The 15,241-nt window shown below is 59.8% G+C and carries 15 protein-coding genes; 4 read left to right on the top strand and 11 right to left on the bottom strand.

Translation table 11 applies throughout. From position 1 onward, the window contains the following. Positions 1 to 3: 3 nt before the first annotated feature. Both B2344_RS08395 and B2344_RS08400 read right to left on the bottom strand, forming a co-directional pair. The gene (locus B2344_RS08395; protein WP_290485001.1) at positions 4 to 2,016 is read right to left on the bottom strand and encodes a TonB-dependent receptor; all 2,013 of its coding nucleotides are present in this window, start codon (positions 2,014 to 2,016) and stop codon (positions 4 to 6) included. Positions 2,017 to 2,089: 73 nt separating this feature from the next. Then, the gene (locus B2344_RS08400; RefSeq protein ID WP_206992507.1) at positions 2,090 to 3,391 is read right to left on the bottom strand and encodes a NupC/NupG family nucleoside CNT transporter; all 1,302 of its coding nucleotides are present in this window, start codon (positions 3,389 to 3,391) and stop codon (positions 2,090 to 2,092) included. A gap of 294 nt (positions 3,392 to 3,685) precedes the next feature. On the opposite strand from B2344_RS08400, the gene B2344_RS08405 reads away from it, so the two are divergent. Next, positions 3,686 to 4,171 carry a CinA family protein gene (locus B2344_RS08405; RefSeq protein ID WP_290485002.1) on the top strand — a complete coding sequence of 162 codons (486 nt, stop codon included), beginning with the start codon at positions 3,686 to 3,688 and terminating at the stop codon, positions 4,169 to 4,171. 3 nt (positions 4,172 to 4,174) lie between these two features. On the opposite strand, the gene B2344_RS08410 is transcribed toward B2344_RS08405, so the two are convergent. Next, complete coding sequence (locus B2344_RS08410) at positions 4,175 to 4,543, bottom strand: VOC family protein (protein ID WP_034814168.1); 369 nt, start codon at positions 4,541 to 4,543, stop codon at positions 4,175 to 4,177. 153 nt (positions 4,544 to 4,696) lie between these two features. On the opposite strand from B2344_RS08410, the gene B2344_RS08415 reads away from it, so the two are divergent. Beyond that, positions 4,697 to 5,617: an SDR family NAD(P)-dependent oxidoreductase gene (locus B2344_RS08415; RefSeq protein ID WP_206992504.1), complete on the top strand. Its 921-nt coding sequence runs from the start codon at positions 4,697 to 4,699 to the stop codon at positions 5,615 to 5,617. 61 nt (positions 5,618 to 5,678) lie between these two features. Beyond that, positions 5,679 to 6,083, top strand: coding sequence for a Kazal-type serine protease inhibitor family protein (locus tag B2344_RS08420; protein ID WP_290485003.1), 405 nt, complete (start codon positions 5,679 to 5,681; stop codon positions 6,081 to 6,083). Positions 6,084 to 6,092: 9 nt separating this feature from the next. Here the strand turns inward: B2344_RS08420 and B2344_RS08425 are convergent, their stop codons facing one another. The 3 genes from B2344_RS08425 to B2344_RS08435 all read right to left on the bottom strand — a co-directional run bounded on the left by B2344_RS08425 (position 6,093) and on the right by B2344_RS08435 (position 9,350). Continuing rightward, a complete protein-coding gene (locus tag B2344_RS08425; protein WP_206992502.1) occupies positions 6,093 to 6,689 on the bottom strand; it encodes an HD domain-containing protein in 597 nt (198 codons plus the stop codon). Positions 6,690 to 6,802: 113 nt separating this feature from the next. Further along, on the bottom strand, positions 6,803 to 7,882 hold the full coding sequence (locus B2344_RS08430; RefSeq protein WP_290485004.1) for a hypothetical protein: 1,080 nt from the start codon (positions 7,880 to 7,882) through the stop codon (positions 6,803 to 6,805). A 256-nt stretch (positions 7,883 to 8,138) separates the two neighbouring features. Then, complete coding sequence (locus B2344_RS08435; protein WP_290485005.1) at positions 8,139 to 9,350, bottom strand: RtcB family protein; 1,212 nt, start codon at positions 9,348 to 9,350, stop codon at positions 8,139 to 8,141. Positions 9,351 to 10,168: 818 nt separating this feature from the next. Between B2344_RS08435 and B2344_RS08440 the strand changes: the two genes are divergently transcribed. Then, positions 10,169 to 11,377, top strand: coding sequence for a glycosyltransferase family 2 protein (locus B2344_RS08440; protein WP_051607738.1), 1,209 nt, complete (start codon positions 10,169 to 10,171; stop codon positions 11,375 to 11,377). 35 nt (positions 11,378 to 11,412) lie between these two features. On the opposite strand, the gene B2344_RS08445 is transcribed toward B2344_RS08440, so the two are convergent. The 5 genes from B2344_RS08445 to rpsM form a co-directional block, all read right to left on the bottom strand. After that, positions 11,413 to 12,540 (bottom strand): iron-containing alcohol dehydrogenase, encoded by a 1,128-nt coding sequence (locus tag B2344_RS08445; protein ID WP_156947868.1) that lies wholly within the window; start codon positions 12,538 to 12,540, stop codon positions 11,413 to 11,415. 183 nt (positions 12,541 to 12,723) lie between these two features. Further along, positions 12,724 to 13,146 (bottom strand): 50S ribosomal protein L17, encoded by a 423-nt coding sequence (gene rplQ, locus B2344_RS08450; RefSeq protein WP_034814177.1) that lies wholly within the window; start codon positions 13,144 to 13,146, stop codon positions 12,724 to 12,726. A gap of 47 nt (positions 13,147 to 13,193) precedes the next feature. After that, positions 13,194 to 14,237 carry a DNA-directed RNA polymerase subunit alpha gene (locus B2344_RS08455; protein ID WP_206992497.1) on the bottom strand — a complete coding sequence of 348 codons (1,044 nt, stop codon included), beginning with the start codon at positions 14,235 to 14,237 and terminating at the stop codon, positions 13,194 to 13,196. A gap of 60 nt (positions 14,238 to 14,297) precedes the next feature. Beyond that, positions 14,298 to 14,687, bottom strand: coding sequence for a 30S ribosomal protein S11 (gene rpsK / locus B2344_RS08460; RefSeq protein WP_034814179.1), 390 nt, complete (start codon positions 14,685 to 14,687; stop codon positions 14,298 to 14,300). A gap of 11 nt (positions 14,688 to 14,698) precedes the next feature. Next, positions 14,699 to 15,067: a 30S ribosomal protein S13 gene (rpsM, locus tag B2344_RS08465; protein ID WP_034814180.1), complete on the bottom strand. Its 369-nt coding sequence runs from the start codon at positions 15,065 to 15,067 to the stop codon at positions 14,699 to 14,701. Positions 15,068 to 15,241 lie beyond the last annotated feature (174 nt).

Below are 15,241 nucleotides of genomic sequence, written 5' to 3' on the forward strand. Positions count from 1 at the left end.
CTCCTAGAATGTTTTTCTCATGCCCAGCGTCGCATTCAGAGGTTCGCCAGGGAAGTAGCGTTCATTGCCAAAGGCGAGATCTGCCCGGTCGGCATATTTTTCGTCTGTCAGATTCCGCACGATCAGGAACAACTCGGCCGTCTCGCTGAGGGCCCACGCGCCCCGCGCGCCCAGCACGGTGTGGCCGGGGTAAGTGGTCGTGTTCGCGGGATCCACGAAATACTCGCCGACATGATCAACATTCAGTGACAGTTTGATCGCGTCCGTCGCCTGCCAATCCAGCGAAACATTGGCCAGCCATTCCGGCGCCGTGTCGATCTCATTGCCGTCGCGGATGGTCTCGGTGCCGGAGCCGGTGATCCGGTCGAATGTATAGGTCTGGTTAGACCAGCTGGCCGAGCCGGACACGCTCAGGACAGGCGTCAGCTCAAATGCCGCGGAGGCTTCCACGCCCTTGTGCTCGGTCGCCCCATCGGGAACATTCAGCCCGTCACTGTCGCGGAAGAAGAAATTGTCCTTCTCCATCCAGTAGGCCGCAACATCATATACCAGCCGACCGTTCAGCGCATTGCCCCGCGCGCCAATCTCGACGCTGTCGAGCGTCTCTTCCTTCACCTGCCCGGCCACTTGCAGGCTTTGCAGGCGGTAGAGATCAGAGGCCTGTGGCGCGCGCTCGCCGCGGGCATAGTTCGCATAAAGATCGGTCACCTCCGTTACCGACCAGATCAGGCCCAGCTTCGGCGTCAGGAGGTCAAAGTTATCGGTCCGGTCATCCGGCACATTGAACCGGCCATTGATGCCGGGCGCCACATCGGTCGAATAGTCATACTCATGCGCTTCCGCGCGCAGCCCAGCCAGCACGTGCACATCCTCACCCAGCGCAAAATCCAGCTCTCCCCAGACCGCCCCCATCAACGTGTTGACGGTGTAGTCATAGTGTTTGCCTTGCGGGAAACGCGAGTCGCCCGGAAAGAAGCCGAACGGTTCGGGCTGGATTTCAGTCAGCCAGCCGCTTGCGACATCAACATCCGCGCCCACGCGCCAGGTCAGGCTGTCGGAAGCCTCCCACTCAAAGCGCGCCATCACACCCCCACCGGTCGAGCCATTCTTCTCCACGCCACCATTCGGCAGGAAGTGCTGTGCAAAGATCATCGACTGGGTGTGCGCATACGGCGTCAGGGTCAGCGTGCCGCCGCTGAGGTTTCGAGACAGCCGCGCGCCTGCCCGCGCCGACCACGCATCGCGGTAGGCTTCCGGGTTCGGATTGGATTTGGCAATGTCCTCATCCTTGTAGGCATCCGGCCCCTGTGCAAAGCCGGCCGTTTCCTGGTTGAGGTTTGACGCGGTGAGCCATGTCGTCGTGTCCCAGTCGCCCAGCATCCAGTCGCCGACCAGTGTCAGCTTCTGCTGGTCGACGCCGGTATTGTCGCGCCAGCCGGTATCCTTTTGTAGCGACACCGCCGCCAACCAGTGCTCTCCCTCGTCCAGCGTCACATCCGTACGCCAGCGACCGAGTGTGCCATAGCTCGCGACCACCTGGCCGCCGCTGCCGACTTCCGGCAAGATGACATTGACCAGTCCGTGCACGGCATTGGAACCGTATTTCGCACTGCCCGGCCCGCGCACGACTTCAATCCCGCTCGCCACTTCATGATGTGGCTCGAACAGACTGTTGACGTTGCCAAAAGCGGGCGAGCGCACCGGGATGCCATTCTCCATGATCAGGAAACTTCCCTGCCCGGCCCCTCCGGTCAGGACGGGTGAGCGGATTGCAACCAGATGCTCCTGCCCGGAATTCATCTGAATGTTCACACCGGGTAATTTATTCAGGATTTCCGCCGGATGATCGGCGAGGATCTCGTCGATCTCAGCAGCGTCCAGACCCGCAAGGCTCCCAGGATCGGTCTCTGTCCGATCACCCCAGACGCTCACCGGCGCCAAGCGTTCCTGTGCCAAAGAAGGCATAGCCGTTGCCATACCGCAGGCGGCCAGCAACCCAATTCGAAATCGTCTCATCTTCATATCCCGCACTCGTGCCAATCCCAGCCCTGAAGTCTAGGCCTGACCGTGCGGGAGGCGAGCGGAAAGATCAGCCGCCCACACCTGCAAATAGCTGATATGGCAGCGCCCCGACCACCGCGCCAGAGAGACACGTCGCCAGCGTCCCCGCCAATAGCGTCCGCCAAGCCAGCGCCAGGAAATCATCCCGCCGCGCCGGTTCCACAATGCTCAGGCCGCCAATCAGGATGCCCATGGAGCCGAAATTCGCAAAACCGCAAATGGCGTGCGCCGTGATGATGCGCGTGCGCGGGTCCATTGCGTCCTGAGGCACTTCAGCGAGTTGCAGGAAGGCCACGAATTCGGTCAGCACCGTCTTCACGCCCATCAGCGAGCCCGATTGCGCCGCCTCGCCCATCGGCACGCCGATCATGTACATCAGCGGCGCGAAGATCCAGCCAAGGATACGCTCAATGGAGAGCGGTGCACCCGCCACATCCGGGAATGCGCCCAGCCCTGCATTGACCAGCCAGAGCAGCGCCAGCGCCGCGATCAGCATGGTCGCAATGTTCAGCACGATCTTCAGGCCGTCAGAGGCGCCCGTCGAAAAAGCATCCATCGTGGAAGAATAGCTGAAATCAGGTTCCTTCATCCGCTCGGTCGCGGGCGTCGTCTCCGGAATCAGGCAGAGCGCCACGGCCACCGCTGCCGGGGCCGCCATGATGGAGGCGGTCAGCAATTGTGCCAGCGGATTGTCCATCTTGCCTTCAAGGAACGCCCCATACACCACAAGCACACTGCCTGCGATGGTCGCAAAGCCCGCCGTCATCATGATCAGCAGCTCAGACCGGGTCATACCCTTGATGTAGGGCCGGATCAGAACCGGCGCCTCGGTCATGCCCATGAACACATTGGCCGACACGGCGAGAGACGTCGCCCCGCCAAGGCCCATCGCGCGCTGAAAGATATAGGCGAACCCGTTTGTGACCCATTGAAGGATGCGCCAGTGCCAGAGAATGGCGGACAGCGCGGCAACGACGATCACGATTGGCAGAATCTGGAAGAAGAACAGCGGCGGCGGCGACCCATCCATCAATTGCTGCGCGGCCACATTGTCACCGACATACCCGAACACAAAGCTGGTGCCGGCCCGCGTCGCATTTTGCAGGCCATCGACCACGTCATTGGCCTTGAACAGGATCGCCCGTACAAAGGGGATGCCAAACAGGATCAGCGCAAACACGAATTGCATGATCGTCGCGCCGATGATCAGCCGGAACGGAAACAGTTTCCGCTTCTCTGACAACACCCAGCACACACCATAGATCAGCAAGATGCCGAGCAGTGCCCGCGCATTATCCCAGCCCCATTCATACCCTGCGATGGAAAGCATTCGCCGCTCCCTTTCCCCAAAACTGTCACATTCAGGCTTAGCGGCGCCTTGGCCGGAGGGGAAGTATTCATGTGCGCAACTGCGTGCAACTCCCCCAGCCTGCCCATCCTTCGACTTCGCTCAGGTTGAGCGCTGCAACCTGGCAGCAGAGTGCGGACTCATCCTGAGCGAAGTCGAAGGATCGGCGAAGTCGAAGGATGGGCGAAGTCGAAGCACCGGCGCGGGAGACCAGGGCCCGGCCCTCTCCCAACGTCCGGCTTGCGCGGCGCCCACCCGGCTGCTCAATTGGCGCGCATGGAAACACTCATCCCCATCGCGCAACAGATCGCAAACACGCTCAAGGCCCGCGGCGAGACCGTGGCCATTTCGGAATCCTCGGCTGGCGGCCTCATCTCGGCGGCGCTACTCGCCGTGCCCGGTGCCTCGACCTATTATCGCGGGGGCGGCGTCATTTACACGCCCAAGGCGTTCAAGCATCTGCTCGGCCTGACACGGGAAGATATTGGCGACATGCGCTCCTCGACCGAGCCCTATGCCCGTCTGCTGGCCAACACCATTCGCGGCAAGCTCGCCGCCGATTGGGGCCTCTGCGAGACCGGCGCCTCAGGCCCAACCGGCAATGGCTATGGCGACGCCGCAGGCCACACCTGCATCGCCGTAGTCGGCCCGAACCGGTTCGAGATCTCCACCACTTTGGAGACCGGCCTCAGCGACCGCCCGGAAAACATGCGCCTCTTTGCAAAAGAGACGCTCGAAGTCTTCCTGGCGGCGCTGGGCTGATACCTAGCCCAGCTTGCAGACGCAGAGCTTGTTGCCGTCGGGGTCCCGGAAATAGGCACCGTAGAAGTTTGGCAGGCGTTGGCCCGGCTCGCCTTCACAGGTGCCGCCCATTTCTAGCGCTTTCTTGTAGGCGCGGTCGACGGTCTCATTATCCTTGCAGCCAAGCGCCGGCATGACGCCATTGCCAGCAGAGGCGGCTTCGCCATCATAAGGACCGCCAATCGCGATCATCGGCTGGCCGGGGCCGGTGCCATAGAATTGCAGCCGGTCATTGGCGAAGACGCGTTGCCCGCCCAGCTCCCCCATGACCGCGTCATAGAATTCGACGGCCTTGTCCTTGTCGTTTGATCCCAGTGTTACATAAGCCAGCATGACGATCCTCCCTGGATACTTTTCTTCGGCTGGCCGAAACGCAATCACGGCGCGGCAATCCGCGCAAGAGGTGACGCTACGGGTATGCTTGACGTTTACGTCAGCGTTTGGTCTGACACGAGGCAGAACAGTCAAGGAATGAGGAATAGTCCCATGTCAGATATCCGTTTCGACGATCGCGTCGCCATTGTCACCGGAGCCGGTGGCGGTCTCGGCCGTTGCCACGCGCTGGAACTCGCCCGCCGCGGCGCGAAAGTTGTCATCAACGACCTCGGCGGCACGCTGGACGGCACCGGCGGAAATTCCGAAGCGGCCGAAGCCGTTGTGAAGGAAATCGAGGCCATGGGCGGCGAAGCCATTGCGAACGGATCGTCCGTTTCCGACGAGGCTGGCGTCAAGAAGATGATCGATGACACGATGGCCAAGTGGGGCCGCATCGACATCATCATCGCGAATGCCGGAATCCTGCGCGACAAATCTTTCTCCAAGATGACCCAGGCCGACATCGATCTCGTAATTGACGTCCATCTGCGCGGCAGCTTCATGCCGGTCCACGCAGCCTGGAACATCATGAAAGAGCAGAATTTCGGCCGCATCGTCGTGACCACATCCTCGACCGGCCTCTACGGCAATTTCGGCCAGGCCAACTATGGGGCTGCCAAGCTCGGCGTGGTGGGCATGATGAACACGCTGAAAATTGAAGGCGCGAAAAACAACATTAAAATCAACGCGGTTTGCCCGATTGCTGCAACTCGCATGACCGAAGGCCTGATGCCCGACGAAGTGCTCGCCCAGCTCAAGCCGGAATATGTCACGCCCGGCGTGATGAACCTCGTCAAGGATGAAGCCCCGACCGGCATGATCCTGTCAGCCGGTGCCGGTGCGTTCTCGATGGCGCGCATCGTTGAGACCGAAGGTGTGTTCGTTGGCCAGGGTGAAGGTCTGTCGGCTGAAGCCGTTGCGGCGAAATGGGACCAGATCACCGATGTCTCGACCACGAAGCCTGCCTTCCAGTCTGGCGGCGAGCACGGCCAGAACATCTTTGCGGCTGTCGCAGCCGGCATGAAAGGCTAGGCTCCGGCTTGCCAAATACGCGATTGGGGCGCAGGTACTTCCTGTAAACAGGGAGATCATCATGCGCCTCATCGCTCTTGTTTTGTCTATCACGCTCCTCACCGGCTGTGCCTGGTTCGAGAAGCCCCCGGAAGACACTATACTTGTTGAGGTTGAGCCAATTCCCTCGCCTCCCCCAACGCAACTGCCGCCTGGCCCACCAATCGCAGGTGTTGGTGAAACCTGCGGAGGCATTGCCGCCATCCAGTGTAGAGATGGCTTGTTCTGCAAAATGGATGACGGGGCCTGCCGCAACATCGCAGATGCGGCCGGCGTCTGCACCGAAGTCCGCCCGATGTGCACGCGCGAATATCGCCCGGTCTGCGGCTGTGACGGGAAGACCTATGGCAACAAGTGCGAAGCCCACGCCGCGATGACAAGCATCGCCAGCGAAGGCCCCTGCATGCTGGAAACGTCTGAGGAGTAATACCTCAGACTATTCCTGCATCGCCTTGAGATACATGGAATTTACCGGCTTCGAGAAGACGCGCTCGACCATCGGGATGAAGAATTCCAGCGGCTCGCTCTCATAGTCCGGATCGAACGCGGCTTGGTCGTAGAGATGGCAGAACTGCGCGCAATATTCGTAATGCGGACTGTCCTTGAAATGCTCCCGCAGATTCCGGTCCAGCCCGATATGGTGGAAGAAGTAATAGCCCTGGAACGCGCCATGATTGGCCACCATCCAGAGATTGGCCTCTGACACGAACGGCTTCAGGATCGCGGCGGCCACATCCGGATGATTGTAGCTGCCCAGCGTGTCGCCAATATCGTGAAGCAGCGCGCAGACCACATATTCCTCGTCGCGGCCGTCGCGATGCGCGCGGGTCGCGGTCTGGATGGAATGTTCCAACCGGTCGATCGGGAAGCCACCATAATCGCCATCGAGCAGGCGCAGATGGTCGATCACGCGCTTGGCGAGCCCCTTGTTGAAGCTCTTGGAATGCTCAACGATGATATCCCAATCATCCTTGGTGCCTTCCAGCATTTCGCGAAACTTCGCGCGTTCGCCCATGTCGTGTCCGTCGGCCATGCTTTCCTCCTGATATTTTCAGGCAGAATACACCGATGACGCCCGCGTCACAAATGGAAACGCCCCCGAAGCCATAAGCTTCGAGGACGCCTCTATGCGATGCTGGCCTGCACTCAGTCCCAGAGAGAGCCAAGTGCCAAACGCTGGCGCCAGGTAGTGCGCGGTGGCAAATGCGCAGGCCCGCAATCCGGACAGACATGATCGTGCAACCGCTGGGACAAGGCCCAGGCGGATTCCCCGGTCCTGACACCAACCGCGGTGAGCACATCGATCAGCTGACGCAAATGCGCGTCACTCAGATCGTCATTGCCCTTCAGCAACGCCTCGGCCAGTCTCCAGCCGGCCACATCCTGGCGCAGGGCCAGAGCCACCGGTGGGCTGGACGATTTGCGAACCGCGTAAACCGCCATCCGGCCCATGGCGAGGTCGGCGGCAAAGTCTCGCAAGCAATTGCGGAACTCCAACGCCATCTCGTTCAGCGCCTTTCGGGTCCGGACCGGTTCGAACCAGTCCGGCAGGGCGGGTGGAGCCAGCACCCGTCCAAACTCGACCGGCTGCAGAGCTTCGGCCGCCATGTCGAACAGGGCCAACGCGCTGTTTGCACGCTCCCAACGCTGGACCAGACGAGACGCTCCGTTCGCCCCGTGGATTAGCCGTGCGAGCTGGTAGGCTACGGCCAGGTCTTCCACAGCTTGAGGCGTTTCGGGCAAGTTCGCCACGATACCCGGAACCCGCAAGGCTTCCGGCACCGCCACGATCACGCCCAGACGATCTGCTCGAATCTGCGGCATGTGCCGCAAGACTTTCACCGCTTCAGGATCTGCAAACAGGCTGAGGAAGTTGGCATAGTCACCCACCTCCCACAATTGTTCACCCATCCGGCCGAGTGCCTTCATCAGGCCGCCCGGCGCATCGCCGCTCATCAGGATACGCGCAAGCTCGGCGTCGCGGGCGCGTTCCACCACTCGCACGATATCCATGCCATCATCGCTGGTGCTGCTCCAACGCCGCTCCAGCAGAATTGCCGCCGCATGGCGCCGTGCCGACGGCAGGGTCAGGAACCCGGCATGCGGCACAGGCCAGAAACGAGCAATCCGCTCTGCGTGGGGGCCGGCAATATAGCCCAACAATGGCGTCGCTGCCGACGGCTTGCCAAACAGCAAGACACCAGCACGGGTCATGGGCGCGCCCATGATCCACCTCCTTTCACATCTTCCGACAACTGAACTCTTCAGAAACGGACTATCGAAATTCAATCTGTGATTATATCAGGAGGCGACCGGCCAATGCGCGGGAGCCGCTGATAGCGCTCCCCGCATCTGCAAGGAGCTGTTTGTCGTGTTACAACTCAGCTTCATCTTGTTTCTTTCGGTTGGTCTGCCAGGCCTTCCGTAAACGCACGAACGGCCTGACAGGAATTGGGCGTATAATCCAAAGCGCGACAATGTGTCAACCTTTGACGCAAACGATTTGTTTCAACGTGTGAACCACCTCCACCAGATCAGTCTGCGCCGCCATGACTGCGTCGATGTCCTTGTAGGCCATTGGCGTTTCGTCAATCACGCTGGAATCTTTCCGGCATTCGACGCCATCCGTTGCCGCCCGGTGGTCCTCGACCGAGAACCGCCGCTTGGCTTCAGTCCGGCTCATGGCACGGCCTGCCCCGTGCGAGCACGAGCAGAAGGAGTCGGCATTGCCCTTTCCGCAAACAATGAAGGATTTCGCCCCCATTGAACCGGGAATGATCCCCAGTTCGTCCTTCCCGGCACGGACGGCCCCCTTGCGGGTCACCCAGATGTCCGCCCCGAAATGGTGTTCCCGCTCCACATAATTGTGGTGGCAGTTCACCGCCTCCTTCTCCAGCGAGAAGGCCGGAAAATGCTCACGCAAGGCAAACAGGACACGGTCCATCATCACCTCGCGGTTCAGGCGAGCATAGTCCTGCGCCCAGCTGACCGCATAGGTATAGTCGTCGAACAGGTCTTCTCCTTCAACAAAGAAGGCGAGATCCTTGTCCGGGACATGATAGCCCAGCACGCGCCGCTCCAGTGCCTCGCGCGCCTCCCGGATAAAGTAGGTGCCAAGAATGTTCCCGGTCCCGCGCGATCCCGAGTGCAGCATGACCCAAACACGGTCCACTTCATCGAGACACAGTTCGATGAAATGGTTCCCGCCGCCAAGCGTCCCCAGCTGTTTGGCAAAGGCCGTCCGCTGGATGCGCTTGTGCTTCTTCAGGATCACGTCGAGCCGCTCCGCCATGCCGGAGGCCCGAAGCGCCGTGGCTGCACGCGCCGGAGTTTCCTTGTGGCTGCCACCGCGCCCATTTCCCACAGGCACCTTGCGTTCGATCTCACTACGGATGGCCGACAAGCTATCAGGCAAGTCATTTGCCGTCAGGCTCGTCCGGATGGCCATCATCCCACAGCCAAGATCGACTCCGACCGCCGCCGGGATGATCGCCCCCTTGGTGGGAATGACCGAGCCGACCGTTGCGCCGCGCCCGAAGTGGACATCGGGCATCACGGCAAGGTGGCTGTGAATGAACGGCAAACCTGCAACATTCTCAAGCTGTGTACGGGCTTGTGGCTCTACAGGCACACCCTTTACCCAGGCCTTGATACGTCCGCCGGCGCGGGTTTCGATCACTTCAAATTCACTCATTGGTCTCAGCTTCGTTTCACGAAGCTCCTCCTGACAAGCCCTCCACGCGTCTCCATCGGGTTCGAAAGACAAAAAAACCCTCCGGGCGAAAACGCGCGGAGGGCGGCATAAGACCGAAAAACGGTCCCCGGGCTGATGATCAGCCCTATCCAGCAACCTCCATGCGGCAGCATGCGCAACCCAGTTGTAGGGTGCGTTCATATGCCTGGAAATTTGAGTTTGGCCGTTTCATGGGTCCGTCCTCGGGCTGGAATGAGCGCGCCTTATGATCGTGAGAATACGAGGCGTCAACCAAAAACTGGAAAAGCCCCGAACGAAGATCATCCGAAGCCTGTCTAATTTTTCCGAATCCGCCTTGTGCGACAAGGCTCTATACACTTTGGCGGACAACCGGAAAAAATCTCGCCGCGTGGTCTATTCCGTTGCCGATGATGCCGATACCGCCAATGATCATGCCTTGCTGAAACAGGTATGTCATGAAGTCCGGCGATCGTGAAAACCTTATCCGGCGCAATCTGCGCCTGAATATCCGAGGTCATCAATTCGCCTCTCAGGGGTGTCTGGAACTCCCCGCTCGATTAACAGGCCTTGATGACGCTTTCTTTGGCCCCGCCAGGGCATTCCGACAAAACATGAAACATGCGCTTTTTCGCGACTATTGCAGCTGATCCTGACGGGATTTTACGTATTTCGTGCTAGTCTTAGAGGTTCAAGTAATGAATTGGAAAAGCAGAAGCGCTATCCTTGCAATCAAATTACTTTTTCTTGGCGGTCTTTTCGCCAGCGTAGCGTGAACACCAGAACGGGACCCTGTTGGAATGCAATCGACCTCGGTAGTCATTCCGACCTGCAACAGAGCGTCTCTTCTTGCGGATTCCCTGAAGTCCGTTTTTGCCCAGACCGTACAGCCGGATGAAGTCATCCTGATAGATGATGGATCGACCGACAACACGCCGGACGTCGCAGCGCGCTACCCGCAGGTGCGCTATGTGCGCACTGAAAACCAGGGCAAGTCCGCGGCCATCAATCTGGCCATGACGCTGATGACCGGCACCCGGCTCTGGGTTGTTGACGATGACGACATCGCCTGCCCGGACGCCCTCCAAAAACTGGGGGCTGCGCTCGACGCCAACCCGTCCGCTGGCTTCAGCTATGGACGCCATGACCGGTTCACCGACCCCGCAAATGGCGGCGAGCGAGTCTGGCAGGACACCGGCTATTGGCGGGAGTGTCACCCGCGTGACTTCCTGATCGCCACGATGGAAGACATGTTCACACACCAGTCTGGCATGCTGTTCCAAAAGACGCTGCTGGATGCGACTGGCCCGTTCGATACCGGGCTCAAGCGCTCGGTCGATTATGACTATATTCTCCGCGCAGCGCGGATCAGCACCAGCGCCGCCTGCCCCGCCATCGTCTTCCACCAGCGCCAGCATGATGGGGATCGCGGCTCAGGCGCGAACAGATTTCCAGCCTCGGAACTCGTGCGTCGCTGGATCCAGCATGACCAGATCATCTTCAAGCGCATCTACGAGACCTGGGCGCTCGACGAATTCCTGCCGCGGGGCGAGAGTGTTGTCGGCACCCCCAGTAAGCGTCAGGCGCTGATTCAACGAGGCGCCATCATGGCACGCAAGAAATTGTGGGATCATGCCATGCGGGACTTCGCGAATGCGGCGCTCCTGATGGATCTCGATCTGACTCAGGCAGAACGTGCAATCGCCCGGCGAGGGAGCCAGTCGAAATATGGTATCCAGGAATTGCTGGACGATCATGTGATTGGTCAGGGCTTGCGGGATGTCGCTGGCCTGTCCCGTAACGGCGCGGAACTCATTGGCGAACTCGCGACCGGTTTTCGGTGGCGTATCCGGGATGAGTTGACAAGCGGCCACCCCCGCAAGGCCTCGCGACTGCTCCAGCTCTATATCACGCTGACCTCGTCAGCCTTTCATAATTCCCGGCCAACTGATTCCCCTTGGTACCCGGACGACCTTCTGACAGAGCCACATAAATCGCCCGGCAAGTAGGCGTGGAACCGGGTCAGTGATCCCACGAATCCATCTCAGAGCACTTCTTCATAGAGCGCCAGCGCATCGTCATACGTGACAAGACGGGGGTTGTTCTTCATCAGGCGCTCATTCTTGACCGCATCCTCAGCCATTTTTGGCAAGTCATTGTGATTGACGCCAACCTCGGTCAGCTTCAGGGGCGTGCCGCTTTTCGCGCACAGCTCCACCATATGGTCGATAAAGGCACTCGCGTCCTGGGCCACGCCAACGACGGGACCGAGATCCGCATAGTCCTTGGCGGCGACGACCGCATTGAACCGCAAGACCGGCGACAGCATCAGCGCATTCGACACACCATGCGGAACATGGAACAGCGCGCCCAGCGGATAGGCCATCGCATGAACGGCCGCGACCGGCGCATTGCTGAAGGCCTGCCCGGCGAGCGTTGCTCCGATGCACATGGCCTCGCGCGCTTCGATATCATCCGGGTGCTCACATGCGCGCAACAGATTCCCGGCCAGCAGGCGCAGGCCTTCCTTGGCCAGTGCACCCGAGACCGGATTGCGCAACAGCTTTGACGTATAGGATTCGATGGCATGAACCATCGCATCGATCCCGGTTGCCGCCGTCACACCGCGCGGCGCGGTCAGCGTCAGCATCGGATCGACAATGGCGAGATCAGCAAACAACTGGTCTGACACGACTCCGATCTTCTTCATGTCATCTGACGTGACGATGGAGATCGCGGTGACCTCTGACCCGGTCCCTGCTGTCGTTGGTAACAGCACCAGCGGTGGGCGCGAGCCTTTCACATTGCCGACGCCGTAGACGTCTTCCAGCGATTGCCCGGAATCCATCAGCACAGCAATCAGCTTTGCGGTATCCAGTGACGAGCCTCCGCCCAGCCCGATCACGCCATCGGCGCCATGTTCGCGAGCCGCAGCGACCGCATCGCGGATCGTGGCAGCGGGAGGGTCGGCAACGACCTTGTCATAGACAAACACTTCAAGACCCGCATCGCGCAGGCTTTCCAGCGCGCCCTCCACCAGGCCGGCTGCGATAACGCCCTGGTCCGTCACGAAGACCGGGCGTTTCATGCGATCACTGACCAGCTTGCCGAGTTGGGCAGCACTGCCCCGTTCGAACAGGATGTGCGGCGGTGTCTTGAAGCTGAATCCCATCGGTATTTCTCCCATTTTCACTACAGGCTTACGCCTATCGGGCCTGAACAGTAAATGTTGCAGATTGCCCGAAAAACGCTCGGTCTGTCATGTCGTACACACGGAAACCCTTTGCCCAAATGCAAGAAACCCCGGACCAGCGGTCCGGGGCTCCTGAAACAATTCGAATACAGCGAGGAAAGACTAGCCTTCCATCGACTCCATTTCGGCTTCGTGACGTGCACGATCCGCAGCACCCTTGGCGCTCTCGTCACGGTCGACCAGTTCCAGAACGGCAACCGGTGCATTGTCGCCATGGCGGAAGCCAGCTTTCAGAACGCGGGTATAGCCGCCATTACGGTCCTTGTAGCGCTCGCCCATCACGTCGAACAGCTTGCGGACAGCCGCTTCGTCACGGACCTTCGAAAGGGCCTGACGGCGTGCGTTCAGGTCGCCCTTCTTGGCGAGGGTCACCAGCTTGTCCATGAGCGGAGCCATTTCCTTCGCCTTCGGAAGGGTGGTCACGATCTGCTCATGCTCGATGAGGCTGGCAGCCATGTTCGCGAACATCGCCTTGCGGTGCGATGTCGTCTTGTTCAGTTTACGGTATCCAAGGCGATGGCGCATTGTCGTGTTCCTTAAGGAGGTGGTCAGGCCCCCGATTACTCAGTGGGCTAGAGGTGGTCGTCGTATTTCTTGGCGAGGCCTTCAATGTCTTCCGGCGGCCAATCCGGCACTTCCATGCCGAGGTGCAGGCCAAGACCGGCGAGGACTTCCTTGATCTCGTTCAGGGATTTGCGGCCGAAGTTCGGCGTGCGCAGCATCTCTGCTTCGGACTTCTGGATGAGGTCACCAATGTAAACAATGTTGTCGTTCTTCAGGCAGTTTGCCGAGCGAACGGACAGTTCAAGCTCGTCGACTTTCTTGAGCAGAACAGGGTTGAAGCCGAGATCGGTTTCTTCTGTCTGTGCGCCCGTTTCCACGGTCGGTTCTTCGAAGTTGATGAACAGTTGCAGCTGATCCTGCAGGATACGCGCGGCATAGGCCACGGAATCTTCCGGCGTGACAGACCCGTCTGTCTCGATGTCGAGGGTCAGTTTGTCATAGTCGAGAACAGTACCCTCTCGGGTGTCTTCGACCTGATAGCCAACGCGGCGGACCGGGCTGTAAATCGCGTCAATCGGAATATAACCGATTGGGGCATCTTCCGGACGGTGCGCCTCGGCCGGGACATAGCCCTTGCCGGTCGCAACGGTGAATTCCATGCGCACTTCAGCGCCATCATCCAGAGTACAGATCACGAGATCCGGGTTCAGGATCTTGGTGTCACCGGAGGTTTCGATCTGGCCGGCTTTGACTTCGCCCGGACCTTTCGCCTTCAGCACCATGCGCTTTGGCGTGTCGCTCTCCATGAAGATCGCAACCTGCTTCAGGTTCAGCACGATCGTCGTGACGTCTTCGCGAACACCCTGGATCGCAGAGAATTCGTGAACGACATTGTCGATCTGAACGCCGATGATCGCAGCACCTTGCAGGGACGACAGCAGCACGCGACGCAGCGCGTTGCCGAGAGTCGTACCATAGCCACGCTCCAGCGGCTCAATGACGAGCTTGGCTTTGCGCTTGGCATCGTATCCGGCCTGGACGACAGGACGGTTCGGGCGGATCAGCACTTTCCAGTTACGGTCGTTGACGTTGGTGGGTTCGATGTCTGCCATGGGCGACGGATCCTCAGAATGGGTCAGGCGACATGAAATTATGCCGCCAATAAATACGAACTAGACGCGGCGGCGCTTTGGTGGGCGGCATCCGTTGTGCGGAATTGGCGTCGTGTCTGTGATAGCCGTAACGGTCAGGCCAGCAGCCTGAAGAGCGCGCAGTGCGCTCTCGCGGCCCGAACCTGGTCCACGCACGCTGACTTCAACAGTCTGCATACCGTGATCCATGGCCTTCTTTGCGGCATCTTCTGCCGCCATCTGGGCTGCGTAAGGCGTCGACTTGCGCGAGCCCTTGAAGCCCATCATGCCGGAGGACGACCACGAAATCGTGTTGCCCTGGGCATCCGTGATGGTGACCATGGTGTTGTTGAAGCTGGAGTTCACGTGAACAACACCAGAGGTGATGTTCTTGCGCTCTCTCTTGCGGACGCGGGTCGTTTCACGAGCCATTGAAGACTATCCTATTTCTTCTTGCCGGCGATCGGCTTAGCCGGGCCCTTGCGGGTACGGGCGTTGGTGTGCGTACGCTGACCGCGAACCGGCAGTTTACGGCGGTGACGCAGGCCACGGTAAGAACCGAGATCCATCAGGCGCTTGATGTTCATCGACGTATCGCGGCGAAGATCACCTTCGACGAGATAGTCGGCATCGATCGTTTCACGAATCTTGATGACTTCGGCATCCGTCAGCTCGTTCACGCGACGGGTCGACTCAACGCCAACCTTCTCGATGATCTCACGGGCCATGGATGGGCCGATGCCATGAATGTACCGCAGCGCGATTTCCACGCGCTTGTTGGTCGGGATGTTAACGCCTGCAATACGGGCCAAGGCCGATCTCCTAAGCGGACTGTTCATACATAAAGAGCGCGCCAAGGCGGAAACATCCGTCCTGCGCGCCGGCGATTAAGCCTAAAGCTAAGAAACGAGGCTTATAACGATGGAAATTAACGCGTCAACCGCGGAATCCCACCTTTACGCCGTCTCTTTCAGGGCCGCGTCGAT

Origin of the sequence: Hyphomonas sp. UBA3195, from assembly GCF_002366485.1 — a bacterium.
In the GTDB taxonomy this organism is placed as follows: domain Bacteria; phylum Pseudomonadota; class Alphaproteobacteria; order Caulobacterales; family Hyphomonadaceae; genus Hyphomonas.